The organism is Pelagicoccus mobilis, from assembly GCF_016595505.1.
GTDB classification, from domain to species: Bacteria; Verrucomicrobiota; Verrucomicrobiia; order Opitutales; family Opitutaceae; genus Pelagicoccus; species Pelagicoccus mobilis.
In genome coordinates, this window is record NZ_JAENIL010000050.1 from 12,110 (window position 1) to 38,066 (window position 25,957).

Genomic DNA, 25,957 nt, shown 5'->3' on the forward strand with positions numbered 1-25,957 from the left:
GCTAGTTTTTGGGAGTGCTGACGAGCTGCTGGTAGATGTCTTGGCTGTATAGCCGGAGTTGCCGGTTGTTTTTGACTGCGTGGTAAAAGGCGTCTGCTTGCTCGGGGCTTGTCATTTTGTGTTCAAGCTCGAGTAGCATTTTTGGGTCGTAGTGGGTGTAGGTGTTTACGGCTTGTTGAATACCGGTTTCGGCGACGGGCCCAGTCTGCTTCAGTACGGCGTTTAGGGCGGCGGGTGGATCTTGTTCGAACCAGGAGTGAATGGCTCGCGCTGTGATGTGATTGTATTGAGGATACTTGACGGCTACCTCGAAGGCGGCTCGGGGGTCCTCGTTGGCGTAGTCTGAAAGGGCTCTTCGTAGTTGGTGGGTGTGGTTGTTTTCACTGGAGGTGTTGATCATGTAGTCCAGCGCTTCCTGGGGTGTCTTGTATTGCCGTAGGTGCTCGAAGACGACTTGTTGATAGGCCTTTAGGGTTTGGCTAGGGATATCTCCTTCCGAAAAGGCTTTCGCTGCGGCGAAGTCGGTTGAGACCCATTGGTGGGCGAGGGCTTGGAAGGCTTCTGATCGGTCGCTTGGGTCGGTTCGTTTTTTGGCCCAAGCGAGGGCGGCGTCGAAATCCTTCTGTACCCAGGATTGGACCATGGTTCTGACCGCTAAATTTCGGTCGGGACCGGGCGGGATTTGTTGCACGAACGCCAGGGTTCCCTCATGATCTTTCTCGAGGGAGTGATGCATGAGGCTGATTCGTGACTGGAGTTCGTTTCGGCCGCTGAGGTTTTGTGAGATCCAGGCGTCGGCGGCGGCGTAGTCATTTTGGCCGAGGCTGCGGAGGCAGTACTTTATGCGCTCGGTTCTCCACTGGGAATCGGGCTGATGGAGGAGGATTGGGAGCAAGTTGGGATCGGAGAGATGGTTGTTTCGCAGAAGGCGAGTGAGCAGGGGGCTGGCCTCTTCGTTTTCAGCCCATGATTTTGCGGCGGAGGGGTCGGCTTTGAGGGCGGAGCCGAGGGCTCTGATCAGCTGGTTCGAGGTGTTGTAGTCGTTGGGTTTGTAGAGTTCTGTGAGTAGCCATACGGAGTCGTGTGGGTAGGCGGAGGTGTAATGACTTATGGATGTTGAAATGAAAGATTGACGTGTATTCGGATCTTGGATGCTGAGGGCTAGTTCAACTGCGGTTTCTACGTCTTGCGTGACGAGTTTTGAAAAGACGCTGTGGGCATTGCTGGGGTTGTTTTCCAGCTCGAGCAGTACATTAGCGACGGTGACGGGTGTTTGCTGAGAGGAGGGCGGTTGCTTGAGGGTGGGCGTGAGATCGATGCCAAGTTCGAGAGCTCGCTGCTGGATGTGTGCGGCGAGAAGGCGAGTTTGCTCGTTTGGCGGGGTTTCATTGAGTAGGCGAAAGAGGGCTTTGTACTCGGCTTCGAGTTTGGCGCCTTTGGCTTCGAGTTCTTTTAGGGTGGAGAGAAGTTCGCTCGGATCGTGATGGAGGAGGCGCTCTACGATGAAGCTTGTGTTGTAGTAGGTGAAGGGGCCCCAGAACTCGTTGGCGCTGTGTCGGAAGCGGAGGAGCGAAAGAGGGTTCTCGACTCGCCAATGGAGGAAGAGGACTTCGATCGCTTCTTTACCGGTGGGACTCTGGTCGAAGATCAGATGGAGCGCGACTTCCTCGAAGGCGTCGACTCGGGTGTTTGCTATGGTGTCGTAGAGTGGAAACTGCTGTGAAATTGCGTCTGCGGAACTGGCCCAATATTTGAGTTTCTTAATGCAGGCTGAGGAGTCGAATTGTTTTGATTCAGGCGAAGGGGCCTGGTTGCTGGTGGGAGTGGATTTATACTGCTGCTGGGATGAGGTGACAGTCTCAAGCGTTTGTGATCGGTTTGTGGATACGCCTATAAGGTACCCCGCGACTACGATCGCTAGGACGGATAGCGCCTTGAAGAGAGATTGACTGGTGGGGCGTTTATCCATTTCCGGAGCCTGGATTGAGGTGCCTCTTTTGAAGATTGGTGCGAAGTTCTGGGTTTTCGATCATCTCAAGCAGTTTGGGAAGATCGTCCGATTGGCTGTTTTGTAGGCTGTGCAGCAATCCGGTGTTGGTAATGGCCTGGTCCCTTCTGTTTCCGGAAGGCAGGTTTGTTATGAAGTCGATGGCGGCATTCTGATCTTGATGTACCCAGCGTTGTAGGGTGCTGGCCAGTGCTCGTGTGGTATAGTGGCTTTCGGGGAGGTTGCTGAAAAAAACGGAGGCGGCTTGGGGATCTGAATCGGCCCAGGTTCTACCGATTCGCTGCAGGCTTCGTTGAGCGGATGGGTTGTCCGGGTAGATCGAAACGATGAGCTCCGCTGCGGCTCGCGGTTCTGTTTGGGACAAGGTGTAGGCAGCTTGGCTTACGATGGGGACTGCCGCTTCGATATCGCTGATGGTGGAAGCGTATTCGATAGCGGAATACGGATCGCTTGCGGCGAGCCCCACGCCGATGCCTTGCTGAAGGGCTGTTTTGAATTGTCCTTCTTCGACTTCGGACTCGAAGAGCCTGAGGGACTCCATATCGCTTTTCGCCCAATAGTTGATGGCGTTTTTTTGCGCACTTAGGAGTTCGGCTTGGTTGGGTTCGGAGAGGGTCCAGCTGAGGTAGCCGAGGGGATCTTTTTGTCCCCAGGAGTTGGCGAGCTGTTGGATGGTTTGGGTTCTTAGCTCGTTTGAACTTGTCGCTTCTAGGAGATGGATCGCGGCTTGGCTTCCGTCTATGCGGTAGGCGTTGTTGGCGAGAATGGGAATGCTTTGTTCGACGATATGCGTGGGGAGATGTTGGTTGAGGAGTTCGAGGGAACGCTCCCAGTCGGTGTGGGCAAAGGAGTTTAGGGTATTGCGGAGGAAGTTCGTTTTTCTCGGGGAATCGGGAATGGACTGGATGAAGCTGGAGGAGAGGAGCGTGGCGATCGATTTGTGATCGCCGGGTTGGATTAGGGGGAGGTATTTGGCTCGCTCCTGGGGCGAGGTGGCGGCTTCGAGGACGCCGATGGCTTCGATGTAGTGTTCGGGGCCGGCTCGGTTAATTATGTTGGCGATAAATCCGCGTCGCTTCTGCGGGTTGGGGATGTTGTTTTCGTCGACGAGGGCGAGTGCGGTTTTGAGTCCTTCGATGGGGTCTTCCCATTTCGAGTGCCGCAGACTGTCTAGGGCTCGGCTTTGCAAGTGGGGATCGTCGATCTCGAGAGCGTGCTCGAGCCCGTCGAGGGGGCGGTTTTGGAATCCTTTGGAGAAGAAGCGGAGGAAGCCTTCGGGATCGGATTTCCAGCTTTTTTGGGCGATGGCCTGGATGGCTTTCTCTCGGGATTCGCTGTTGCCGGAGGATCGGTAGTTGGAGCTACTCAAGTAGGCTTCGACCTGTTTCTTTATTTCTCGTATTCCTGATCTGGATACTCCTTGGAACGCTTGGCGTTGAAGGTGTTGAGGGAGCTTGAGAGCTGTGTCAAAAGCGTCTTGGGGAGCGGCTGAAGCCCAGTAGTAGAAAAGGCTCGATAGGTCTAGGTAGCGATTCCCCGACTTGTGGGTCTGGCGGAGGACCTGGGTGAGCAGGTTCGGGTCTCGGTAGGCGAGGTCGAGGGCGAAGATAAGGCTGACGATATCGGCGTCGGAGCCTTCGAAGTCTGCGCAGCCGAGCAAGAGTTGGCCGATTTGTTGGGGGCTGTGGTTTTGGGTGAGGAGTAGCGCGGTGTAGTGTATATTGAAGCGTTCTCCGGATGAGAAAGCGGAGTTGAGCGTTCCGAGAGGGTGGTTTGCGGCGAGCTGAGATGACTCGAGCACAAGGTCGGGCGGGGTGCCCGGGGAGGGGGCTCGATCGGCTGTGATCCCTGTCGTTTGGGGCTCGGGTGGCGCTTGGAAGCGGGCAATGGCGAAGGAACCTGCGGCGAGAAGTGTGAGGCCGACGGTCTTGAGGATTCGAGCTGAGTTGGAATGCTTCGCTCCCATGGGGTAACAACAAGGGAGTTAGTGTTCGGCGGGGAGGAATTGTTCCCCGGATGGGACACCTTTTAGCCTTCGCTTGCGGTGAGTCCGATGGCGAGTAATCCGTCTGGCGTGATGACGCGGCCTTGGGCGGTGCGTTGGATGTAGCCGCTTTGGATTAGGTAGGGTTCGTGGACTTCCTCAAGGGTGTGGCTTTCTTCTCCGACTGCGACTGCAAGTGTATTCAATCCGACAGGACGGCTGTTGTAGGTGGTGGCCATTACGCGGAGGATGCGTTTGTCCATTTCGTCGAGTCCGCGAGCGTCGATCTCGAGGAGCTCGAGGGCGGCTTGGGCGATCGGTCTGGTGATGGTGCCGTTTCCTTTTTCCTCGGCGTAGTCGCGCACGAAGTTGACGAGGTTGTTTGCGATGCGCGGGGTGCCGCGGGCGCGGCGGGCGATCTCCAGTCCGCCTTCGGTTTCGACGGGGACGCTGAGGAGCTGGCAGGTGCGTTGCACGATTTTGAGGAGGTCTTCGGGGCCGTAGTAGTCGAGCCGGGTTTGCAGAGTGAAGCGGGAGCGTAGGGGCGCGGTGAGCAGGCCGTTGCGGGTGGTGGCTCCGACAAGGGTGAAGCGGGGGATGTTGAGGCGGACGCTGCGGGCGTTTGGCCCTTGGTCGATCATGATGTCGATGCAGTAGTCCTCCATGGCGGAGTAGAGGTATTCTTCGACGGTTTTGGGGATGCGGTGGATCTCGTCGATGAAGAGGATATCGCCTTCTTCGAGGTTGGTGAGCATGCCGGCGAGGTCGCCTGCCTTTTCGACGACGGGGCCGGAGGTGATGCGCACGTTGCGGCCCATTTCGGCTCCAAGGATGAAGGAGAGGGAGGTTTTGCCGAGCCCGGGAGGGCCGGAGAGGAGGATGTGGTTGAGGGGCTCGCCGCGCTTGCGAGCGGCTCCGGACATGATCTTGAGTCGCTCGACGGTCTTTTTTTGCCCGACGAATTCGTCGAAGGAAGGGGGCCGGAGGAGAGACTCGGTCTGGGTGTTGAGCGGGTTGGAAAGGGCGTTGGCGAAATAGTCTACTCCGGTCTCGGTCGGTTCGGGCATGTGGGAAGAGTGCTGAGGGAAGTGGGAAATGTGAAGGGTGAAAAGTGGAGGATGCGGGGCGAGTTCCTAGTCTTGTTTGCGGAAGGTGGTGACGTAGAGGCCGTCGCCGTTGTGGTCTTCGGGGTGGACGGTGATGCCTCGTCCGCGGTCTTGGAATCCGAACCGAGGGGAGAGCGGCTCGTGACGGAAGGCTTTTTCGGTTTCTAGGAAGCGTTCGGCTACGGCTTCGTTCTCGTGTCGGCTCAGGGAGCAGGTGCTGTAGACGAGCAGGCCGCCGTCGGCGACGAGCGTCGAGTAGCTCTTGAGGATGGAGAGTTGGGTTTTGGCGTGGTCGAAAATGTCTTCCTCGCGGGTCTGGCGCATGAGGTAGGGGTGGCGTCGCCAGGTGCCGGAGCCGCTGCAGGGGGCGTCGACGAGCACGCCGTCGTAGCTGCCTTTGGTGGGGCGTTGCTGGAGGACGGAGATGTTGCGTAGTCCGGAGCGTTTGGCGCGGGACTGGAGTTCGCGTAGGGCGGAGCTTCGCGGGTCGAAGGCGGTGACTTTTCCGTAGGGCTTGAGGAGGTTGGCGAGTTGCAGGGTCTTGCCTCCGGCTCCGGCGCAGGCGTCGAGCCATTTGCCTCGGGGCGGTTCTTTCAGGAGGTTGAGGAGGATCTGGGAGGAGATGTCTTGGATCTCGACTTCGCCTTCGAGGTAGCTGGGGTGATTGGCGAGCGGATAGTCGGCTGGGGCGTGCAGGCAGTCGGGGATGAGCGGGTGCTTCGCGATTTGCTCCGCTTGTTCGGGAGTGGCGGTGGCTTTGAGGCGGTCGACGAGGTCTTCTTTGGGATCTCTTTGGATGCGGAGCCAGAGTGGGGGGCGGGTGATGAGAGTGAGTAGTGTGGGGATGGATACTTTGCGGTTTGTGTGTTCTCCAAACCAAGGAGGGAGGAGCTCTTCGAGTTGATGGGCTTCGCGTTTGAGGATTTTGAAGCGTTGTTCGGAGATCGACTCGTGGGCGGTTTTGTCGGAGAGGGTTGGATACAGGCTTCTTATCTCGGGGGTTGGGGCGGCGAGTTGGATGAGTGTATCCAGGAGGTTGTCTTGGTCTTTGAGCTTTTCTTCAAGCCAAGGGAGGTAACGGAGGAAGGTGTAGATGAGCTCGCGGTAGAGGCGGCGGTCTTTGGAGCCGAATCTGCCTTGGGAGCGGAAGAGCTCGTGTAGTTCGCGGGTGAAGGCGGTGCCTGGCTTGAGCAGGGTACGGGATCGCTCGATCAGCGAGAAGGCGATGCGTCGCTGGTTGTGTAGCCGGGCGAGTCTGAGTTCTTTGTTTAGGAGCGGCTTGGACAATTGTGATCGGGTTCTGCGGCAACGACGGAGCGTTGCCCTCCGGGGTTGGTGAGGATGGGGCGTTGCGTTCCTATTCGTCGAAGAGGTCGATACCGATGGATACGCCGAAGTCGGATTCGCGTCGATCGCCGTCGTAGATGCGGAGCTCGTATTGGAGTCCGAATTGCTCGAGGGCGCGTTGCATGATGCCGATACGCTGTTCGTAGAAGACGCCGGATTCGTCGTCGTAGCGGGTGGTGGCGTAGAGCTTGAGGTTTTCGGAGAACTGGTACTCGAGGTGGGCGAAGTATTGCTCGAGGCGGAGGTTGCGGTATTCGGGCCAGCTGCGGCCGTAGTTGGGCCAGGTTTGCCAGGAGTAGAAGGGGGACTGGAATTGGTAGAAGGAGTTGTTGAAGCTGGAGTCTCCGTCGAGGTAGTGGGAGCCGAAGGCGATTTTCCAGTAGCCTTCGTCTTTGATGGCGATGCTGGAGTTGAACTCTTGGAAGGAGAATCCGTCTTCGGGATCGAGCCGGGTGAAGGCGGTGAGCTCGAGCCATGGGGCTGGGGTGAGCTCGAAATCGAGGTTGAGGAGGGAGTAGTATTTTTCGGCGTATTCGGAGCCTTTGAGGTAGTAGTCGGTGGCGAGGTCGAATCGGGCGAGGTCTCGGGATCCGCCGTCTTTGTGGCGGGTTTGTATCCGGTTTCTCAATTCAAGGCGAAGTTTGTGGTCTTCGCGGATGTTGTCGGCGTCGCGTCGGTTTTCGAGATCGAGGGAGGGGAGGTAGTTGGCGAAGGCTCCTTGCTCGATGTAGAGGGAATCGACGCCGCGGGCGTTGATGGGGGTGTTGGGCTGGTAGAAGAGCTGGCGGCCATTGAGGGAGTCGTCGAATGTGAGCTCTGGGACGTAGCGGTAGGAGAGGCGTGGCTCGAAGATGTGGCGGATGCCGGAGATGTTCCAGGACTCGTTTTGGAAGTCGTAGGTGGCGTAGGCTTTGAGGTTGAGGTCGGCTCCTAGCTCGCCGTAGGCGCGGTTGCCGCTGAAGGTTTGCTGGTCTGGAGAGGGGGCGGGGTTGCCGCCGAAGGAGTATTGAATGTAGGATTCGGCGTCGTCGTAGCGGAGGCCGCGGGCTCCGGCTTTGAGGCGGAGGTTGATGCCGTCGGAGAGGGATTTGTTCCACTCGATTCCGTAGTGGGCGTCGAGCTTGTTGCTGGAGACGCTTTGGTTGGAAACCGTGTTTTGCTGGAGTCGGGCGGCGGAGAAGAATCCGCTATGGCTGAAGCCGTGGCCGAGCTCGGTGGGGAAGTAGGTGAAGCGGAGCTCGGGGAGGCGTTCGACGTAGGTTTGGAACTCTCCGAGGGCGGCTCGAGTGAAGAAGGATAGTTGCCAGTTGTCGGCGTTGTAGTTGGCTTCCAGATACGAGTCTGGATCTTGCATGCGGTCGAAGGATTCTTCGTAGAAGTCGCGGGTGACCTCTGAGTCGGACCAGTAGCGGGCGTAGGCGTTGATGTTGGCTCGGTTGTCGGTCCACATCTGGCGGTGCTTCCACTCGGCGAAGTAGCGGTCCGAGTCGATGAGCTCGCCGTCGACGCCGCGTCCGGGTTCGCCGTCGTCGTCGATGTAGCCGGAGATGAAGGCGCCTCTGACGGTGTAGTTCTCTTCGTCGAAGCTGTAGCGGGCGGCGGGACCTACGAGGAACCCGCGTTCGGTGGTGAGGGCGACGTTTCCGCCGAGGCGGATGTGCTCGTTGACGGGGGCGAGGGCTTCGGCTCCGATGAGGGCTCCGATGTGTCCGCTGTAGTCGATGGTGGGTTTGAAGAGGTTGGTTTCGGCGTCGAGCGGCTGGGTGATGTTGGGGATGAGGAGGAATGGGACGGCGCCGACTTTGAAGAAGAGGCGTTTGCCGCGGACTTCGTTTTGGTCGATGAGGGCGAGTTCGCCGGCCTTGGCGACGAAGAGGAAGGTGCCGGGCTCGCCGGGGTGGAAGTTGACGCCTTCGAAGCGGAAGTTGTCGGGGTTGCCTTCGAGGAGGTTGCCTTCGACGTAGTAGAGCCCGTTGCCGGCCCTGAAATTTTCGGCGCGGGCGAATTGGTCGCTGGGGCGGTAGGTCAGGTTGTCGGCGGTGAGGCGCAGGTCGTAGCGGGAGAAGACGACTTTGCCGGTGGCGGTGGCGTTTCCGGACTCTTGGTTGAATCGTATGGTCTCGGCCGAAAGAAGCCAGTCGCCGTAGGTGATTTGGGCTCCATCGGTTGCCACGAGTTCCCCGGTGTTCTGGTCGTAGGTGACGGGACCGCTCGGGATGAGCTCGATGTCTTGGGCCTGCAGCGTGGCGAGGCCGAGAGACAGGGCGAGAAGGAGAGGGAAAGTGAGTTTGCGGATAAGCTCGATCATCAGGTCAGGATTGAGAGCTGTCTAATAAGGGAGGCGGAGAGCGGGCTGGCAAGGATCAAGAGGGGCTTCGAGAGTTCGCTTAAGGGGGCTGCCGGAGGGCGCTGGCTGGCGAGGGGAAATATTGTGAAAAAGTTGGCAGGGAGTTTGCTCATTATCATGGGTTTGTAACTTGTTTAGCCTTGTGTATCCTATCCAAGGATGGCATCGGGTTCGACAGTCATTAGCCAACTCAATTCGGACATTTTTATGTACACTTCGAAGCAAGATTTAAAACGGTTCATCGACGCGACGGCGGGCACGCCGCACGATATTCTGGGGATGCACCCCTTCACGAAGGGGAAGAAGCGGGGGATATTGGTCCGCGCTTTCCTAAGTGGCGTGGAGAAGTGCGAGGTGGTGGACGCCGGCTCTGAGGACGGCCCTCGCTATCCGATGGAGAAAGTCGACGAGCATGGCTTTTTCGAAGTCCTGATCGAGGACCGCGACCAGGTGTTTGCCTACCGTTTGCGGTCGGAGCAGCGAAACAAGGAGATTCGCCAGTTTTACGATCCGTACTCGTTTTTGCCGACGATCAGCGATTCGGATTTGTACTTGTTCAACCAGGGGAACGAGCACCGCATCTATGAGAAGCTCGGGGCTCACCCGAAGGTGGTGAATGGAGTGCCGGGAGTTTCGTTCGCGGTATGGGCGCCAAATGCGTCACGGGTTTCCCTAGTGGGGAGCTTTAACGATTGGGATGGTCGCTACCATCCGATGCGCTCTTTGGGCGCGAGCGGCGTTTGGGAACTTTTTGTGCCTGGGATGGAACCGGGCGAGATGTACAAGTTTGAGCTTCGAGCGAAGAATGGTGACATTTTCTTAAAGACGGATCCGTATGGCTGCTATTTCGAAGCGCCGCCGAACAATGCGTCGATCGTTTATGATCATTCTGAGTACGGCTGGAGTGACCAGGCTTGGATGGCGAAGCGCGTGAACCATCAGGCGATCGATCAGCCAATGAGTGTTTACGAGGTGCATCTCGGCTCTTGGAAACGTCGCTGGGATGAAGACCAACGTCCGTTGACCTACGCGGAGCTAGCGGTGGAGCTTGCCGATTACGTGACCGAGCATGGGTTTACGCATATCGAGCTGATGCCGGTGGCGGAGCACCCGTTTGATGGCTCCTGGGGGTATCAAGTGACTGGATACTACGCGCCAACGCATCGATTTGGCACGCCCGATGATTTCAAGGCTTTCGTCGACTATATGCACCAACGCGATATCGGCGTGATCTTGGACTGGGTGCCGGCTCACTTTCCGCGTGATATCTTCGCTTTGCCCGGGTTTGACGGAACGTGTTTGTACGAGCACGAAGACCCTCGCCTTGGGGCTCACATGGACTGGGGCACTTTGATTTTCAATTTTGGTCGTCACGAGGTGAAGAGTTTCTTGGTGGCGAATGCTCTGAGCTGGCTTGACCGCTACCACATCGATGGTCTGCGCGTGGATGCGGTGGCTTCCATGCTTTACCTCGATTATTCTCGCGAAGAGGGGCAGTGGATTCCGAATCAGTATGGCGGTAACGAGAATTTGGAAGCGATCGCGTTTTTGCGCGAAGCGAACGATCTCGTGCACAAGTACTATCCTGGCACGCTGATGATCGCGGAGGAGTCGACTTCGTTTGGAGGCGTGACCAAACCACCTTCTGAGGGTGGCCTTGGCTTCGACTTGAAGTGGAACATGGGCTGGATGCACGATAACATGTCCTATTTCGAAAAGGATCCGATCTACCGTAAGCATCATCAGAACAACCTGACGTTTGGCATGCTCTACCAGTATGCCGAGAATTTTGTGACTGTATTCTCTCACGATGAAGTGACGCACGGAAAGGGTTCGATGCTGATGAAGATGGGAGCGGGTTCCATCACGGATAAGTCTCAGACGTTGCGTTCGCTTTATGGCCACATGTGGGCGTATCCGGGCAAGAAGTTGCTCTTCATGGGCAGCGAGTTCGGCCAGTCCGAAGAGTGGAATTACGACAAGTCTCTGCAGTGGCATCTCAACGAGTTTAAGGACCACAATGGCATCTCGTCCTTGATTAAGGATTTGAATCGGATCTATCGCACGGAGGCTGCGTTGGCTTATACGGATTTCGAACCGGAGTCGTTCCGCTGGATCGCTTGCTGGGATGCTGAATCAAGCATCATCAGCTATGTGCGGACTTCGCCTGATGGCCGTAGCAAGATCTTGGTGATCGGTCACTTCACGCCGGTGACGCTTGAGAACTACCGTATCGGTCTGCCTTCTGCAGGGCATTGGCGTGAGATTTTGAATACGGATTCCGAGTATTACGGCGGAAGCAATGCCGGAAACGTGAATGGCGTGAATTCCGAGCCGATCGAGTACGATAACTTCCCTCAGTCAGGCGAGTTTACGCTGCCTCCGCTTTCCACGCTGTACTTCAAGTGGGAAGGGTAATCGAAGAAAAGGCTGAGGTGCCGGTCGCCTATTTTGTGATGGGGATCTGCGGTAGTGGGAAGTCCACTATCGCGATTCGAATCGCGGAGGCGAAGGGTATCGAGATATTGGATGCGGATGATTTTCATCCGCAAAGTAATGTCGATAAGATGAGCTCGGGAATCCCGCTTACCGATGAGGATCGGGCGGGATGGCTGCAGACGCTAAACGGTGTTTTGTCCGAGCGTTTGGCCAAAGGCGAGTCCGTGGTCCTTGCTTGCAGCGCTCTGAAGCAACGCTATCGGGATGCGCTTGGAGAGGGATTGTCGCGTGTGAGCTGGCTCTATCTCAAGGGGGATCGAGAGACGATTCTCGAACGGGTGGGCAATCGGCAGGATCATTTTATGCCGACGACCTTGGTTGATTCGCAGCTCGAGGCCTTGGAGGAACCGACCGACGCGGTGGTAGTGGATATTCGGCTACCGATTGATGAGATTGTCAGTACTGCTCTAGAGCAATTGTAGCAGGGCGCTGTGCTTTCCTCGCTTGCCTGCAAGGCGACTTCTTAGCAGATATCTAGAATGGGTAAGTTTCTCGTCCGCATTTTAACCTTCATCTCGCTAATGTTCGTCCTTGGCCTCGTGGTGGGCTATTTCTTGCCAAAGGATTTCACTGTGACGCGGGAAGTGGCAGTGGAGGCATCACCTGAAACCTTGTACGCGCTGATTGGAGATCTTGAGCGGTGGCCAGAGTGGGGACCGTGGAAAGATGCTGATCCTTCGGTTGAGGTTACTCTTGGCGATAAGACCACCGGTGTCGGAGCTTCTCAAAGCTGGACCGATAAGGACGGAAATGGACGGTTGGTGTTTACCGAAGCTGATCCAAAACGTGGAGTCTGGTTTGATCTATTGTTTAACGATGATGTGTTCGTGAACACTTCCTCGATCACCTTTGCTGAGTCAGGGGAAACGATGGTCGTAACCTGGGAGATGAATGGGAGCGTGCCCTCTGCTATTCTCGGAGGTTACTTCGCCTTTTTGATGCCGGATATGATTGGACCTCTCTTCGAGGACGGACTGGCGAAACTGAAAGAGCGGGCGGAACAGGAGGTCTAGGCGTAGGCGAGCCAGTAGGTGACGCCGGCTTGGGCGGCGAGCAAGGCTGGCACGCCGTAGCGAAATTTGGATTTGGAGGTCTTGTGATTAAAGAGAACCATTCCGATTAGGGCGCCGGGGGCGGCGGCGAGAGCGGCTGAGACAAGCAGGGCTTTTTCGGAGACGCGTTGCCGTTTGGTTTTGGAAAGGGCCTTGTCGACTCCGAAGAGGAGAAGGCTGACGCAATTGAGTGCGGCGAGGGCGATGGCGAATTGATCGGGGGTTGGCATTTGCGAGGTTAAGGTTGGGCGTGGGCAAGAGTGGGGATTGCCGCGTTGAATTGGAAGAGGCATTTTGTGTTGGAAACGGGGAACGGAATGCTCTTTGTTGCGCGTTTTTCCGACATATGGCTATGCAAGCGAATCAAACGAAAGCGATCTGGCACAGTGAATCCTGGAATGGCGAGCCCGTCGTCCTGGCGGGAGACATCGGTGGAACGAACTCGAATCTAGCCTTGGTAAAGGTTGCGGATGGCTCGTTTGATTTGTTGGTGGAGACGGCGACTCCGAGCAATGAGATCGATTCGATCATGCCGGCGATTCACAATCTGCTCGAAGCGGCGACAGCGAAGTTTCCGGAAATCAAGGTGGCGGTGGCAGGGATCAGCGGCGCCGGACCGATCTCGAACAACCACTGCGATCTGTCGAATCTGGAGTGGAATCTGGATGGGACGGAGATCGAGATGGCGTTTGGTTTCCCGACTCGGATCATCAACGATTTTGAGGCGATAAGCTACGGCGTGCCGTTGCTTGATCTGGATAATCCTGAGGAGGTGACTCATTTGCCTCATACGGATGGCCATGATCCGGAGCCGATCGGTCCAGTGAGTTTGATCGTGGGAGCGGGAACGGGGCTTGGCGTGGGTATGCTGATCAAGGAGGGGGACCGTTATCGGGCGCTTCCGTCGGAAGGGGGGCACGCCTGTTTCGCGGCCTTTGACCTGGAGACGGAGGAGTTGCGGGCTCATGCTCAGGGGTCGGCGAACACGATCGTGGAGATCGAGGACCTGTTGTCCGGTCGCGGCCTGAATACGATTCTCGACTATTTCATCCTGATGAGGGGGATGAAGATAGATGAGACCTTGCAACGGATATTGGACACGGATGCTTTGCAGCGTCCGGCCATGATTTCCCGTCATGCCGAGAACCACCCTGTTTGCCGCGACGTGATCCGTTTGTTCGTGAAGGTGTACGGACGTGTGGCAGCCGATTTCTCGGCTACGGTTTTGCCGCGTCGCGGCCTGTTTCTCGCTGGCGGTATCGTGGGCAAGAACGAGCGCTATTTCCTCGAAGGCAGCCAGTTCATCTACTTTTTCGAGCAGAATGCGCGGGAGCAGGTGAAGAAGGTGTTGCGCAAGATTCCGGTCTATATCGTGAAGGACTACTCGATCTCTCTGGTTGGGGCGGCCCATGCGGCTTGGTTGCTCAGAGAAGAGCTTGTTTAAGCGAATTTGCCATGATTAGGCCGGAGATCCTAGGGTTGGGAGTTCCGGCCTCTCATGGATTCCCCGATTCCGTGTAAAGGGATCAGGGGCTGATTGACTCCGAACGAGGGTGGCTTCACATCTTTTTTACGAGTTTGTTTCCGAGCTCGTGAAACTGACCACTTTCGAGATGAGCATCTTCCTGTACGCATACACTTTATCCGAAGCACCTCACGACCTAGAGGACTTGACCGGAGTGGAGGGGAGGAACCTCTTCATGGTGACGGTTGGCGAGGTGTCCGCGGTGGTGAGCGCTTATGGCCAGCAGACTTTGACGTTGGCGGGCGACGACATCTTTGCCCACCAGCACGTGCAGCGGTTGCTGATGTCTCAGTCTTCGATCATCCCGCTGCAGTATGGTTTGACGCTTTCTAGTCTTTCTCAGGTCGAGAAGGTTCTTAAGAACAATCAAGAGGACCTCCTCAAGGAGCTGCATCGGGTCTACCGGAAGGTAGAGATGGAGGTGACCATGCGTTTCGACGTTCCGGATCTGCTGGACCACTTGATCGAGAAGTACCCGTACCTTCGTGATGAGAAAGGAAAGGTGCTCAATGGTCGTTTGCTCTACTTCTTGGGAGATCGGGCTAAGAAGTGTGAGAAGTTCACCCGTACCTTGGCCAAGGAGAAGGAGATCTATAAAACGCAGCTTGAAGAGATGATTGGCCCTTGGTGCGCGGAGATTCGCGAAAGCCGTTTGCCTCGTTCCGAGGAGGATGTGGTTACCTTCAATTGCTTGGTGAATCGGGAGCGTTTGCGGGTGTTTGAAAAGTCGATTTACGACGCGGGCGAACGTTTCTCGCCTCATTTCACCTTTGCCTACAATGGGCCTTGGGCTCCGCAGAATTTCTGCAGCCCGTCACAGATCTCTTATCAGTAGAGGCCCGGGATCCTAGTGGGATTTTTTAGCCGTCTCGCTAGCGAGACGAAATGTTTCGCGTTCGTGACGCGACTGTAACGTTAGGCGTTTTAGGCTATGGAGGTGGCTGCCGACTGATGGGGTATGCGAAACTCCGAGATCGGAGCGCATGTTAAGCAGCTTTCCAACCCTGCCACATCCCACGTTTCATGAGCTTAAAATTTCGAATTTTCCTAGGTTTCCTAGGGAGCGTTGTACTGGTGCTCGTTCTCTCTGCGTTTGCGGTGATGACGATTGGACAGCTGTCCTCTCAGATGGAGTCCGGAAAAGATCGGGTTGTCGCGAACTTGAAGCGCGATTCGGTTTTGGTCGGCAAGGCGAATGAGATTGTCGCCATCTCGAGGCGGATTGAAGCGATGAATTCTTTTGATCAATTGCAGCGGTTCGATCCGGATGAGGCGCTGGAGGCTGTTTTCGGATCGGAAGGGGCGAGTTTGGGGTTTCCTGAAAATATTCGTACTCAGGTCGCTCAGCTTCATCTGACGCGGAAGAACTATCTTCAGATGAAGGAAGAACTGCCTCGCGAGCTCGATAAGATCAGCGATCAGTACCAAAGGTTGTATCAAACTTATGGATATCGATTGGACGAGGTTTCGGCGGACTTATTGAGCGTCGAGAAGCGAGGAATCGCGGAGGGAGCGCTGACGGAGCTTGCCTATTCCGCGTCGAAAATCGTGTCCGCTGCCCAACGTACGGTCGCTCTCTCGCATAACGACCGAGCGTTTTCACAGTTTGAAGAGAAGGTGATGAACTCGATTGTCGGAGCGCAGGAGGCATTGGCGACTTTGGAGGAGAGTTTGGCTGGTAGCACCGTGGGTGAATCGCTGGCGGAAGACGCGTTTGGCGAGTTCGGGGGGATTCTCATTGGATTCGTCGACGAGGAAGGACTCTCCGGGCAATTGGAGCAATTGTCGATCAAGGCGAACTCGATCGATGCGGCTTCTTCGAATTTGTACGAATCGATTCGAGAGATCCAGCGTGGCACTATTTCCCGTTCGCATGGGATGGTGGGGGAACTTGATCGGCAGCTTGCTGGAATTGTTTCAAAGGCGATTGCTGGGCGAAAGACGATTCTTTGGATTTGTGGCGTTGCGGTGTTGGTGGCGATCGTCATGGGCGTTTGGATACCTAGGGTTATCAATCGTAGGTTGCAGTCGGCTTCAGTGAAGATGTCCGAGGTTACGGCCGCTTTGTCTGCCTCTTCGGGCGAGGTGTTGGCTGCGAGTAGCGTTTTTGCTTCAGGAAGTGATCAGCAGGCTTCTTCTTTGGAGGAGACGTTTGCGGCGTTGCAGGAGATTTCGAATCGCTCGACTGAGAATATAGGAAATGCGGATAAGACGGTGGCGGCGACTCGGCTAGCTCGGGAAACGGCGGAGGATGGAGTGAGCGAGATTTCGGAGCTAGAGGCTGCGATGACGGGGATTCAGAAGAGCAGCGCGGAGACGGCTGACATCATTGGGACGATCGAGGATATCGCTTTTCAGACGAATTTGCTGGCGCTCAATGCCGCTGTCGAGGCGGCTCGGGCCGGAGCGGCGGGGGCTGGGTTTGCTGTCGTTGCGGATGAAGTACGAAGCTTGGCCCAGCGCGTGTCGAAAGCGGCAAGCGAAACGGGGAGCAAGATCGAGCAGGCGATCGATGACTCTGCTCGTGGAGCGGAAATTTCGATTCGCGCGAAGGAGCGCCTTGAGAATATCGTGAAGCGAATTCGGGAAGCGGATGGTTATGTGGAAGTGATCGCGGACGCGACCTCCCAGCAGTCGGCGGGTATCACGCAAACGACGGAAGCGATGCGTCAGATGGACGATGTGACTCGATCTACTGCCAATAGCGCGAAGTACAGTGCCCATGCTGCGGATACGCTCGAGAAGGAGTCGCACCGATTGCGTAATGCGGTGGATGAGTTAAACAGCTTGCTGGAAGGGAAGAAGGCTAGGAATAAAACGCAGAACCAAACTCCTAAGCCTGTTCATCGTTTCAATTCTTCTCCGTCCAAGCCCGGCGAGTTGGTTGTGTTTAACTAACGGGTGTTTCGCTCTCTTCGCGCCAGCGTCGGTGATACCAGAAGTAGTGTTCGGGGTGTTCGGAAACGATTTCGCCGAGCTTTATGTTATAGCGTCGCATGACTTCTACTTTGTGTTCTTCCTTTGTCATGCCGCCGGGAAGGGGCATGGGCTCGATCTTTACCAAATGGGTTCCGTCTTCGTTTCGGTGTCCGAACATTGTGAATACAGGGACGTCGTGTTTAGCGGAGATTGATCCCGGTAGTGGAAGAGTGGATGCGTTTTTCCCGAGGAAGGGTAGGATGAGGCCGCCTTTGCCTGCGTGTTGATCGGAAGCGAAGACGATGGCGCGACCTTCGTTTAGTTTTGCGAGGATGCTCCTTACGGCAGCGCGGCCTTTGTTGATCATTTCGACCCGATCGCCTGGGATCTTGCTGATGAATTCGTCGACCTTTTGGTTGTGTTGACGGCCGATGAGGAGCGAGAGGGGAATGTCTGCGAGGGAGATGGCTGCGAAATGGATGACCCAGGAGCTGAAATGTCCTGAGAGGAGGAGTGCCCCTTTGCCTTGGCTGAGGGTTTCTCTTAACTCCTCGAGGCCTTCGATTTTGACGATGCCGCTTACGATGTCGCGATCTTTGATGCCATAGCGGATGAATTCTGAGGTGGTCCGGCCGAAGTTGCTGGCGGCTGCTCGGCCGATGCGATTGAGCTCTGCTTCGTCTGCGTCTGGCCGTGCTTGAGCGATGTTTGAGAGGACGAGCTTCTTTCGGATACCGAGCGCCCAGGCCAGCCTGCCTATCCCGTGGCCGATCTGGAATGCCCATTGGCGTGGGATGATACAGAGGAAACGGGCGACGGCGATTAGGGTCCAGTATTCAAGTCGATGGGACAAACTCATGATTTTGGTCCCCAGACAATGGATCGAATTTTACGGTGGGCAAGAGCCGAGGGAGTTAATTTCGAGGAGTCCCCTTAAGCGTCCTTGAGGGAGCTGGGATCTTCACCTCTTTCGAAGAAGTAGCGGTTTACGCTGTCAGCGATGTCTCCGATTACGGCTGGCTTTGACAGGTAGTCGTCCATGCCGGACTTTTCTATCTCGAGCAGGGCGTCGGGATCGGTGTTGGCGGTGAAGCCCACGATCCAGGGGCGTTTCCGGTTTTCGCTTTGCTTGTCGCGAATCTGCCGGGCGCTTTTCAGCCCGTCGAGCTTGGGCATGCGTACATCCATGAAAATGATGTCATAGTCGTGCTCGAGGGCGAGTTCGCAGGCGAGCTCTCCGTTGTATGCGGTATCGATATCGATTCCGATGAGCTCCATGTGGTGGAGGAAGACGTTGCGGCTGAGCTCGTTGTCTTCGGCGAGCAGGATGCGTAGGTTGCGCCACTTCTCGGTTTGGTAGGAGGCGAATGGGCTAGTGGGGTCGTAAAGGGGGGATTCGCTGGTTTCGACGTACTTGAGCAAGGTGTTTCGCAGGTCGCGGATCCGAATGGGAAGCGTCAGCACTGAGGCGGTGGTGGTCTTGCGAATGAGGATGGCGTGGTCGGAATGGCAGAGTTGGATGACGCGGTCGTTTGGGTGGATGCGTGTCGCTTTTTCCACGGCTCGGAATTCGTCCTCAGAGAGGGCGGAGGCGACGATCAAGTCCGCTTCGGTTCCGGCTTCTTTGCGTTGGCCGACCAGCTTGCAACCCCATGCGGTGAGCGTGATTCGGAGGGAGGCATCGAGGGCCGGCGGGAGGTCTCGCAGCTCGACTTGCAGTGGCTTCTTTACGGAAAGCGGCTTGCCGACGACGGTGTTGAGCGATTGGGCTCGGTCGATGGGGAGGGTAAGGTGGAAGACGGAGCCGGTGCCGACCTCGCTCTCGACTTGGATGTTGCCGCCCATGGCGAGGGCTAGCCGGTAGCTGATGGTCAGCCCCAAGCCGGTTCCGCCGTATTCGCGAGAAGTGGACTGGCTGGCTTGGGTAAAGGATTCGAAGATGCTGTTCAGGCGATCTTCCGGGATGCCGATGCCGGTGTCGCGGACCGAGATTTGCATGCGTTCGCCGGTGGCCCGATCTGCGGGGACGTGATTGACTTCGATTGTGACTGAGCCCGTCTTGGTGAATTTGAAGGCGTTGCTGAGGAGGTTGACCAGAATCTGCCGTAGGCGAGTGACATCGCCTTTGAGCTGGGAGGGGAGGTTAGGGGCGAAGCTGGCGCAGTAGACGAGTCGGTTGTTCTTTTTGGCGGCGGCCGCGATATCGAGGGACTCTTCGACGCAGGAGACTAGGTCGTATGTGATGTTTTCCAGTTCTAGGCGATTGGCTTCGATCTTCGAGAAATCGAGGAGGTCGTTGATCAGGTTGAGAAGGTTGCTGGAGCTTTTTTGGATGATCTCGATTTGGCGGGCCCGGTTGGGATCTAGGCCGTCGGCCTGTAGCACGGAGCTCATGCCGATGATGGCGTTCATCGGAGTGCGTAGCTCGTGGCTCATGGTGGAGAGGAAATCGCTTTTGGCTTCGAGAGCGGCTTCCGCTTTTTCGCGAGCTTTGACCAGTTTGACGGTGCGGTCTGCGACGAGGGCTTCGAGGTTCCGGTTCGTTTCGTTGATCGACTTGTCTCGTTGCCGGACGGTGGAGAGCATGAAGTTGATGCTGTCCACGAGGGTGCCGATTTCATCGTTGTTTCGCTTAAGGGCCCGAAGGTCGTAGTTCCGCTCTTCCGATACGCGCAGTGCGAGGTTTGCGAGCTCAGTTACTGGGTCGGTGATGATTGGTAGAAGGCGTTTTGCCAGCAGGAGGGAGGCTCCTAGGGAGAGGATCAGGATGGCGAACTTTATGGTTATGGCCGTGATGAGCTGGGCTCTTAAGTCGCTGTTGTCCGAGCGTATGATCAAGGTGCCGAGTTGTTCGCCACCGACTTGTATGGGTTTTGAGACGACGAAGATGTCTGGCTCTAAGTTCGTAGCGAGGGCATCTGCGGGTAGGCAGGGCTCGTCGCGATGGTACTCCGCGAAGGTTTTGCCTTCTTCCACCAGGATGAACCCGCAAGTGATGTGCTTCTCGTTGCGAAGTGCGGCGAGGATGGCGGTCGCAGCCGTTGGGTCTTCGAAGCGGAGCGCTGCATCGGTACTGCTTGCGAGCACGTCCGATAGAGTGTTGAGCGATTCAATCTCTCTTTGGGCGGCCATTCGGTATTCGCGAACGACGCTAGAGATAGTGATGAGGGAAAGGGCTAAGAGGCTGCAGGCCAGTACGATAAGCAGCAGTTTGTTGGACAGCGGGGCGGAGCGGAAGCGCTGTTTCAGACGGGCGGCGAATCGCCTCATGATCGAATCTCGTCTTTTTCGGGGTGAAGGGAGGAGGAGGTCATGAAAAGAGGAGGGAAGTAGGAACTTACTTAGCAGAATCGGTCGATTAACGATCTGATTTGTAAATGAGGCATAGGGAACCTCGAGTCGAGCGGTGGATACGTATGAATAGACAATTAGGGGCAAACACTAAGTGTCAATACTGTCCGGTTTTAGGGTTTTAGGGAGGTAGGCTGTAGTGGATCCAAAAAAAGCCTGCACCCAGTATCTACTGAAGTGCAGGCCGTGAATATACGGATGCTTAGAGCTTAGGCAAGCACAAGGAACTTAGCTTCGTGCCACGCGGCACCGTCGATCTTGGAGATGCCGGCTTTCGCGTTGGCTGCCATGTGCAGAGCGATCTTGTAGACGAGCTCTGTAGACTCCGGCTTGCCGAGCTTTTCAGCGAGGGCTGGCGCGTCGAAGGACTCACCCTTGTTTGCTTCGAGCGTCTCGACGATGGCCTTGCCGAGGTCGATTGCAGAACCGGCGGCCTTCTTGCCCGCTTCAACTCCTGGTTGGTGGTAGGCGTTGATGCCGGTGAGAGTTGCGTAGTAACCGACTGCGCGCTCGTAGAGGGCGATGAGGTTGGCGACGCTGCCTTCGTTGATTTCGGCAACTGTGATCGTGATGGACTGGCGATCCTTTTCGGAAAGCGCTTCGCGGGTGCCGAGGAGGAAGCCTTGGAGATAATCACCGGCGGTCACGCCTGGCTCGACATCGATGGATGGGCCGTGGCGATCCTTAAGTACCTCGATGAGCGTGGCGAAGAAGTTTGGTACGCCTTCGCGGAGCTGCTGAACGTAAGCGTGTTGGTCGGTGGAACCCTTGTTGCCGTAAACGGCGATACCTTGGTTGACCACGTTGCCTTCGAGATCGAACTCCTTACCGAGCGACTCCATAATGAGCTGCTGGAGGTAGCGGGAGAAGAGGAGGAGGCGATCCTTGTAAGGGAGGATGACCATGTCTTTCTCGCCCTTGCCGTTGGTGGCGAAGAACCAAGAGAGCGCGAGCAGGGCGGCTGGGTTTTTCTCGATCTCCTTGGAGCGAGTGACCTTGTCCATGGCAGCGGCTCCGTCGAGGAGAGCTTGGATGTCGATGCCTTGCAGAGCGGCTGCTACGAGACCAACCGCGCAGAGTACGGAGGTACGTCCGCCTACCCAGTCCCACATCTCGAAGCGCTCGAGCCAGCCTTCTGATGCTGCTACCTTGTCGAGCTTGGAGTCGACGCCAGTGATCGCCACGGCGTGCTTGGCAAAGTCGAGTCCCATGTCGGCGTAAGCCTTCTGGGCTTCGAGCATGCCGTTGCGGGTTTCCGCTGTGCCGCCGGACTTGGAGATGACGAGAGAGAGGGTGCTGCCGAGACGGTCGCCAATCGCGTTGAGGGCGAGGTCCATGCCGTCCGGGTCGGTGTTGTCGAAGAAGTGCACCTGAGCCTTGTCTTCGCTTGGTACGCCGAGAGCGTGAGCGATGAACTGTGGGCCGAGGGCGGAGCCGCCGATGCCGATTACGAGAACGTCGGTGAAAGCGCCGTTGGCACCCTTTACTTCACCAGAGTGAACCTTCTCGGCGAAGGCTTTTATCTGAGCGACGCTAGAGTTGATTGTGTTCTTGAGCTCGTCGTTTGGAGCGAGGTCCGCGTTGCGCAGCCAGTAGTGGCCGACCATGCGTCCTTCGTCTGGATTGGCGATGGAGCCGCCTTCCAGTTCGTCCATTGCAGCGAAGGCCTTTGCAAAGGCATCGCGTTGGGAGTCGACGTAGCCTTCTGGGAGGCCCAGACGGCTGAGATCAAGAGAGAGCGACACTTCGGGGAAATCGAAGGTCAGTGCTTTGAATGTATCCCAAGACATTTTTGTAATGGTGGAGTGTGAAGTGTGAATGGTGAATTTTAGCTTCTTGGTGCGTCGCTTTGTTCACCTCATAGTCTTCCTCTTCATCATAATCTTAATCCTCCTCTTTTAGATTAGGATTAAGAGGAGGAGGAAGATGAAGATTGGAGTTAAAGATTCTTGTCGGTCACGCCGCCTTCTGAGGCGGAGGAGGCGAGGGCGGCGTATTTGCCGAGAACGCCACGGCGTTCACCTGGTCCCTTTGGTTCGTAGGCGGCCATGCGGGCGTCGTACTCGTCCTGTGGGATGTTGAGCGAGATGGTGTTCTTGACCGCGTCGATCTCGATTTCGTCACCGTTTTTGACGATGCCGATTGGACCGCCGCAAGCCGCTTCTGGAGTGATGTGGCCGACGTCGAAACCGTGAGAACCGCCTGAGAAGCGCCCGTCTGTGATAAGGGCGACTTCCTTGATGAGGCCACGACCTGCAACTGCGGATGTGGGCGAGAGCATTTCGCGCATGCCTGGACCGCCAACTGGACCTTCGTTGCGGATGACGACTACGTCTCCGGCAACAACGTCGCCACGGAGGATGCCTTGGAGCGAGTCTTCTTCGTTTTCGTAAACCTTGGCAGTGCCCTTGAAGTAGAGACCTTCCTTGCCGGTGATCTTGCCCACGCCGCCAGTTGGAGCGAGGTTTCCGCGGAGGACGCGGAGGTGGGAGGTTTCCTTAATTGGGTCGTCCCAAGGACGGATGATGTCCTGCTCGGCTGGGTACGCTGGGTAAGGCTTAACGTCTGCGAGATTTTCGGCGATGGTCTTGCCGGTAACGGTGATGCAAGAGCCGTCGAGGAGTCCGCGGTCGAGGAGGATCTTCATCATTGGCTGGATGCCGCCGATGCGGATGAGGTGGGACATGTTGTATTTGCCGAAAGGCTTCACGTCCGCGAGGAGAGGGATCTCTTCGCCGAGGCGCTCGAAATCGTCGATAGTGAGATCGACGTCCGCCGCGTGTGCGATGGCGAGAAGGTGGAGAATGATGTTGGTCGAGCCGCCGAGTGCGATACAGGTCTTGATCGCGTTTTCGAAGGCGGCCTTGGTCATGATGTCGCGTGGCTTGAGGTCGAGCTCGATGAGCTTGGCGACTTGCTTGCCTGCGTTGAAACAGTCTTCCCGCTTGTCTTGGCTGACTGCGAGCTGAGCGGAAGAACCAGGGAGGGACATGCCGAGGGCCTCGATAGCGGTGGCCATGGAGTTGGCCGTGTACATGCCGCCGCAAGATCCAGGACCTGGGATAGCGTTGCACTCGATCTCCTTGAGCTCGCCGTCGTCGATTTCACCCTTTGCGTGGCGACCGACCGCTTCGAAGATGGAGACGATGTCGATTGGCTTTTCCTTGTGGAGGCCAGGGAGGATAGAGCCGCCGTAGACGAAAATGGCTGGGCGGTTGAGGCGAGCGATGGCGATCATGCAGCCTGGCATGTTTTTGTCGCAGCCACCGATGGGTACGAGGCCGTCCATGCTTTCGCCGGCGACTACGGTCTCGATGGAGTCGGCGATGACTTCGCGTGAAACGAGGCTGTAGCGCATGCCCTTGGTACCCATTGAGATACCGTCGGAAATGGTGATGGTGGAGAAGTTGACCGGCTTCGCTCCACCTGCGTCGGCACCCTTGGTGGCGTGTTCGGCGAGCTCGTCGATGTGCATGTTGCACGGCGTGAGGTCGGAGCCAGTGGATGCGATCGCGATCTGGGGTTTCTTGAAATCCTCATCGGTGAAGCCCACTGCGCGAAGCATGGAGCGGGCTGGGGCGCGGTCGTTGCCGTCAACGAGCGTAGATGAGAAAGGACGGTTGCAATTAGATTGTTCGCTCAAAGGAAGTGGTGGTTGAGAAACTTTGATTTGCCTTCTTCCGAGGAGCCCGTAGCGGTCTCTCCAGAAAAAAGAGAACCTTTACATCAGAGGGCCGGATTGCGATCAAGTTATACTTTGGCCCAAATTCAGCCACTTTTTCCCTCCTTTCCTAACCCATGGCATTCAGCTTAGACCGAGTTTTAAAAGCACTCCTTTTCGGCGCGTCCGGACCCTTGAGCGTCAAGGACATCCAAGGCGTCTTCACGAAGTACCATGCCGCGAGGGAAGAACCGGAAGGTGAGGAGGGGGCGGAGCCGCCGATCGATTTCGAGGAACCGGAGCAACCATTTTTGCCGGGTGACGGGATGCCGACCACCGAGGTGCCTTCTCTCATTACATCGGCTCAGATTCGGGAGTCGATGGATCGCATCGCTGAAGAGCTGATCGACAAGGACGAGGTGTATCGTCTGATCGAGCGACATAGCGGATTTTTGCTGGTGACTTCGCCGACTGTTGGGGAGTGGATCAGTTTGCTGCGAGACGAGCCGCGCCCGATCAAGCTCAACCAATCGGCGCTTGAGACGCTTGCGGTGATTGCGTACCGCCAGCCGGTCGTTCGTGCAGAGGTGGAGAAAATCCGTGGCGTTTCGATCGATTCGCCTTTGAGCAAGCTGCTTGAGCGAGAGTTTGTACAGGTGGTGGGACGTGCGGACCTGCCGGGACGCCCCATTCAGTACGGAACGACAGAATCGTTTTTAGAATTCGTTGGGATCCGCTCAATCGAAGAGCTTCCTGCTTCAGACGTGCTTTCTCCCGGACAATTGGACGAGTGGCTGCACGAGGTCTCTAACCAGCACGAAATGACCGAGAAGGACATGGGGCTGCCGGAAGGAGAGCGTAAGAGCGAGGCGGATACGGCTGCGGAAGAGCCTGAAAGCGCTGAAGGCACTGACACAGTTGAGGAAAGCTCGGTTGAAGAAGCGGAGGAGCCGGTTGACGATTCCGTGGAAGCTGAAGTTGCTGAAGAAGTAGCAGAAGAGACTTCGGAGGAAGACGCAGGTTCCGAGGAAGAGGATATTAAAGAGAATCAGTAGCATGGATTTGGATACGCTAAGAAAGAAGATCGACGAGATCGATCAAGAGGTGCTCACGCTGTTGAATGAGCGCGTTCGTACTGCCGCTGAAATCGGCCATGTAAAGCGTTTGGAAGGTTCGCCTATTTATGTGGCAAGCCGCGAAGAACAGGTGCTTCGCAAGCTCGGAAAACTGAACCAAGGCCCGCTAAGCGATGAGGCGATTCGAGCGATCTATCGTGAAATCATGTCGGCTGCGATCGCTTTGGAAAAGCCGATGCGGATCGCGTATCTCGGTCCGGAAGCGACTTACACGCATCAGGCGGCGATCAAGAAGTTCGGGGCGAGCATCGAGTACATTGCAGCTCCAGCGATCCCGGATGTCTTCCACCTTGTAGCGAAAGGCGAGGCTGACCATGGCGTGATCCCGATCGAGAACTCCACTGAAGGCGCGGTGTCTCACTCGATGGACATGTTTTTCGAGTCGGACCTGAAGATTTGCGCGCAGATCTTTACTCCGATTTCCCACAGCCTGATTTCGCAATCTCAGCCGGATTCGATCGAGCGTGTCTATTCGAAGGATCAAGCGATCGGGCAATGTCGCAAGTGGTTGCATGCCCATTTGCCGAATGCGTCATTGCATACCTGCGATAGCACTACCAAGGCAGTGCAGATCGCGAAAGAGGATCCAAAGGCTGGGGCAATCGCTTCTGTGTTGGCGTCTGATCTTTACGGTGTTCCAGTAGTTGTTGAAGGGATACAGGATCGTTTGGATAATACAACTCGTTTTCTCGTTATCGGAAAGGAGTCGAGCGGTCATGCGGCTGGCGTAGATTTCAAGTCGAGCTTCCTGATCTCTGTCGACCATACGGTGGGCGCGTTGGAGAAGGCTCTTGGCGTCTTTTCTTCGCGGAAACTAAACTTGAGCAAGATCGAGTCGCGTCCGAGCGGTAAGACTGCTTGGGAGTATTGCTTCTTTATCGATGCTCAGGGGCATATCGAGGAAGAGTCGGTGGCGGAAGCGGTTAAGGAGCTCAAAGAGTTCTGCCCCTTTGTGAAGTGGCTGGGCAGCTATCCGAACGCGAAATAGAATTGTAGTCAGCTCTGGGATACGCCAACTTCTG

General features: G+C 56.5%; 18 protein-coding genes. 8 read left to right on the plus strand and 10 right to left on the minus strand.

What is annotated here, in order from left to right; genetic code table 11:
- Position 1 precedes the first annotated feature (1 nt).
- The 5 genes from JIN87_RS21795 to JIN87_RS21815 all read right to left on the minus strand — a co-directional run bounded on the left by JIN87_RS21795 (position 2) and on the right by JIN87_RS21815 (position 8,753).
- Complete coding sequence (locus JIN87_RS21795) at positions 2-1,969, minus strand: hypothetical protein (protein WP_200357745.1); 1,968 nt, start codon at positions 1,967-1,969, stop codon at positions 2-4.
- Positions 1,962-3,974, minus strand: a complete 2,013-nt coding sequence (locus tag JIN87_RS21800; RefSeq protein ID WP_200357746.1) for a hypothetical protein — start codon at positions 3,972-3,974, stop codon at positions 1,962-1,964. The genes JIN87_RS21795 and JIN87_RS21800 overlap by 8 nt, the downstream gene beginning before the upstream one ends.
- Before the next feature lie 62 nt (positions 3,975-4,036).
- Positions 4,037-5,059 (minus strand): Holliday junction branch migration DNA helicase RuvB, encoded by a 1,023-nt coding sequence (gene ruvB / locus JIN87_RS21805; RefSeq protein WP_200357747.1) that lies wholly within the window; start codon positions 5,057-5,059, stop codon positions 4,037-4,039.
- A gap of 66 nt (positions 5,060-5,125) precedes the next feature.
- Positions 5,126-6,385, minus strand: coding sequence for an RsmB/NOP family class I SAM-dependent RNA methyltransferase (locus JIN87_RS21810; protein ID WP_200357748.1), 1,260 nt, complete (start codon positions 6,383-6,385; stop codon positions 5,126-5,128).
- Positions 6,386-6,455: 70 nt separating this feature from the next.
- Entirely contained in the window at positions 6,456-8,753 is a 2,298-nt protein-coding gene (locus JIN87_RS21815) for a putative LPS assembly protein LptD (RefSeq protein WP_200357749.1), read from the minus strand.
- 246 nt (positions 8,754-8,999) lie between these two features.
- Here JIN87_RS21815 and glgB point away from each other — a divergent pair, with 246 nt between their 5' ends.
- Genes glgB through JIN87_RS21830 form a run of 3 tightly spaced genes read left to right on the plus strand, consistent with a single transcriptional unit; the run spans position 9,000 to position 12,304 of the window.
- Positions 9,000-11,210, plus strand: coding sequence for a 1,4-alpha-glucan branching protein GlgB (glgB, locus tag JIN87_RS21820; RefSeq protein WP_234033554.1), 2,211 nt, complete (start codon positions 9,000-9,002; stop codon positions 11,208-11,210).
- Positions 11,198-11,713, plus strand: coding sequence for a gluconokinase (locus JIN87_RS21825; protein WP_200357750.1), 516 nt, complete (start codon positions 11,198-11,200; stop codon positions 11,711-11,713). Before glgB ends, JIN87_RS21825 begins: the two co-directional genes overlap by 13 nt.
- A 57-nt stretch (positions 11,714-11,770) precedes the next feature.
- Positions 11,771-12,304: an SRPBCC family protein gene (locus JIN87_RS21830; RefSeq protein WP_200357751.1), complete on the plus strand. Its 534-nt coding sequence runs from the start codon at positions 11,771-11,773 to the stop codon at positions 12,302-12,304.
- On the opposite strand, the gene JIN87_RS21835 is transcribed toward JIN87_RS21830, so the two are convergent.
- On the minus strand, positions 12,301-12,573 hold the full coding sequence (locus tag JIN87_RS21835) for a DUF1294 domain-containing protein (RefSeq protein WP_200357752.1): 273 nt from the start codon (positions 12,571-12,573) through the stop codon (positions 12,301-12,303). The genes JIN87_RS21830 and JIN87_RS21835 overlap by 4 nt on opposite strands.
- 122 nt (positions 12,574-12,695) lie before the next feature.
- On the opposite strand from JIN87_RS21835, the gene JIN87_RS21840 reads away from it, so the two are divergent.
- From JIN87_RS21840 to JIN87_RS21850, 3 genes are all read left to right on the plus strand, one after another.
- Positions 12,696-13,787, plus strand: a complete 1,092-nt coding sequence (locus JIN87_RS21840; protein WP_200357753.1) for a glucokinase — start codon at positions 12,696-12,698, stop codon at positions 13,785-13,787.
- 169 nt (positions 13,788-13,956) lie between these two features.
- Positions 13,957-14,703 (plus strand): GvpL/GvpF family gas vesicle protein, encoded by a 747-nt coding sequence (locus tag JIN87_RS21845; RefSeq protein WP_200357754.1) that lies wholly within the window; start codon positions 13,957-13,959, stop codon positions 14,701-14,703.
- A 188-nt stretch (positions 14,704-14,891) separates the two neighbouring features.
- Positions 14,892-16,766, plus strand: coding sequence for a methyl-accepting chemotaxis protein (locus tag JIN87_RS21850; RefSeq protein ID WP_200357755.1), 1,875 nt, complete (start codon positions 14,892-14,894; stop codon positions 16,764-16,766).
- Here JIN87_RS21850 and JIN87_RS21855 read toward each other — a convergent pair.
- The 4 genes from JIN87_RS21855 to ilvD all read right to left on the minus strand — a co-directional run bounded on the left by JIN87_RS21855 (position 16,759) and on the right by ilvD (position 23,781).
- On the minus strand, positions 16,759-17,646 hold the full coding sequence (locus JIN87_RS21855; RefSeq protein ID WP_200357756.1) for a lysophospholipid acyltransferase family protein: 888 nt from the start codon (positions 17,644-17,646) through the stop codon (positions 16,759-16,761). The two genes, JIN87_RS21850 and JIN87_RS21855, sit on opposite strands and share 8 nt — an antisense overlap.
- A 74-nt stretch (positions 17,647-17,720) precedes the next feature.
- A complete protein-coding gene (locus JIN87_RS21860) occupies positions 17,721-20,057 on the minus strand; it encodes an ATP-binding protein (protein ID WP_200357757.1) in 2,337 nt (778 codons plus the stop codon).
- Between the two features lie 290 nt (positions 20,058-20,347).
- Positions 20,348-21,928: a glucose-6-phosphate isomerase gene (locus JIN87_RS21865; RefSeq protein WP_200357758.1), complete on the minus strand. Its 1,581-nt coding sequence runs from the start codon at positions 21,926-21,928 to the stop codon at positions 20,348-20,350.
- A 149-nt stretch (positions 21,929-22,077) separates the two neighbouring features.
- Complete coding sequence (gene ilvD, locus JIN87_RS21870) at positions 22,078-23,781, minus strand: dihydroxy-acid dehydratase (RefSeq protein WP_200357759.1); 1,704 nt, start codon at positions 23,779-23,781, stop codon at positions 22,078-22,080.
- Positions 23,782-23,936: 155 nt separating this feature from the next.
- Here ilvD and scpB point away from each other — a divergent pair, with 155 nt between their 5' ends.
- Together scpB and pheA are read left to right on the plus strand one after the other, a co-directional pair.
- Positions 23,937-24,854: an SMC-Scp complex subunit ScpB gene (gene scpB / locus JIN87_RS21875; protein WP_200357760.1), complete on the plus strand. Its 918-nt coding sequence runs from the start codon at positions 23,937-23,939 to the stop codon at positions 24,852-24,854.
- A 1-nt stretch (position 24,855) separates the two neighbouring features.
- Positions 24,856-25,923 carry a prephenate dehydratase gene (pheA, locus tag JIN87_RS21880; protein WP_200357761.1) on the plus strand — a complete coding sequence of 356 codons (1,068 nt, stop codon included), beginning with the start codon at positions 24,856-24,858 and terminating at the stop codon, positions 25,921-25,923.
- Positions 25,924-25,957 lie beyond the last annotated feature (34 nt).

Bases quoted from the DNA above. Each gene is read 5' to 3' on its own strand.
- JIN87_RS21865 (WP_200357758.1), bottom strand. From the start codon at position 21,928: ATGTCTTGGGATACATTCAAAGCACTGACCTTCGATTTCCCCGAAGTG.
- ruvB (WP_200357747.1), bottom strand. From the start codon at position 5,059: ATGCCCGAACCGACCGAGACCGGAGTAGACTATTTCGCCAACGCCCTT.
- JIN87_RS21795 (WP_200357745.1), bottom strand. From the start codon at position 1,969: ATGGATAAACGCCCCACCAGTCAATCTCTCTTCAAGGCGCTATCCGTC.
- JIN87_RS21850 (WP_200357755.1), top strand. From the start codon at position 14,892: ATGAGCTTAAAATTTCGAATTTTCCTAGGTTTCCTAGGGAGCGTTGTA.
- pheA (WP_200357761.1), top strand. From the start codon at position 24,856: ATGGATTTGGATACGCTAAGAAAGAAGATCGACGAGATCGATCAAGAG.
- JIN87_RS21860 (WP_200357757.1), bottom strand. From the start codon at position 20,057: ATGAGGCGATTCGCCGCCCGTCTGAAACAGCGCTTCCGCTCCGCCCCG.
- JIN87_RS21845 (WP_200357754.1), top strand. From the start codon at position 13,957: ATGAGCATCTTCCTGTACGCATACACTTTATCCGAAGCACCTCACGAC.
- JIN87_RS21800 (WP_200357746.1), bottom strand. From the start codon at position 3,974: ATGGGAGCGAAGCATTCCAACTCAGCTCGAATCCTCAAGACCGTCGGC.
- JIN87_RS21830 (WP_200357751.1), top strand. From the start codon at position 11,771: ATGGGTAAGTTTCTCGTCCGCATTTTAACCTTCATCTCGCTAATGTTC.
- JIN87_RS21840 (WP_200357753.1), top strand. From the start codon at position 12,696: ATGCAAGCGAATCAAACGAAAGCGATCTGGCACAGTGAATCCTGGAAT.
- JIN87_RS21855 (WP_200357756.1), bottom strand. From the start codon at position 17,646: ATGAGTTTGTCCCATCGACTTGAATACTGGACCCTAATCGCCGTCGCC.
- JIN87_RS21835 (WP_200357752.1), bottom strand. From the start codon at position 12,573: ATGCCAACCCCCGATCAATTCGCCATCGCCCTCGCCGCACTCAATTGC.
- glgB (WP_234033554.1), top strand. From the start codon at position 9,000: ATGTACACTTCGAAGCAAGATTTAAAACGGTTCATCGACGCGACGGCG.
- JIN87_RS21815 (WP_200357749.1), bottom strand. From the start codon at position 8,753: ATGATCGAGCTTATCCGCAAACTCACTTTCCCTCTCCTTCTCGCCCTG.
- scpB (WP_200357760.1), top strand. From the start codon at position 23,937: ATGGCATTCAGCTTAGACCGAGTTTTAAAAGCACTCCTTTTCGGCGCG.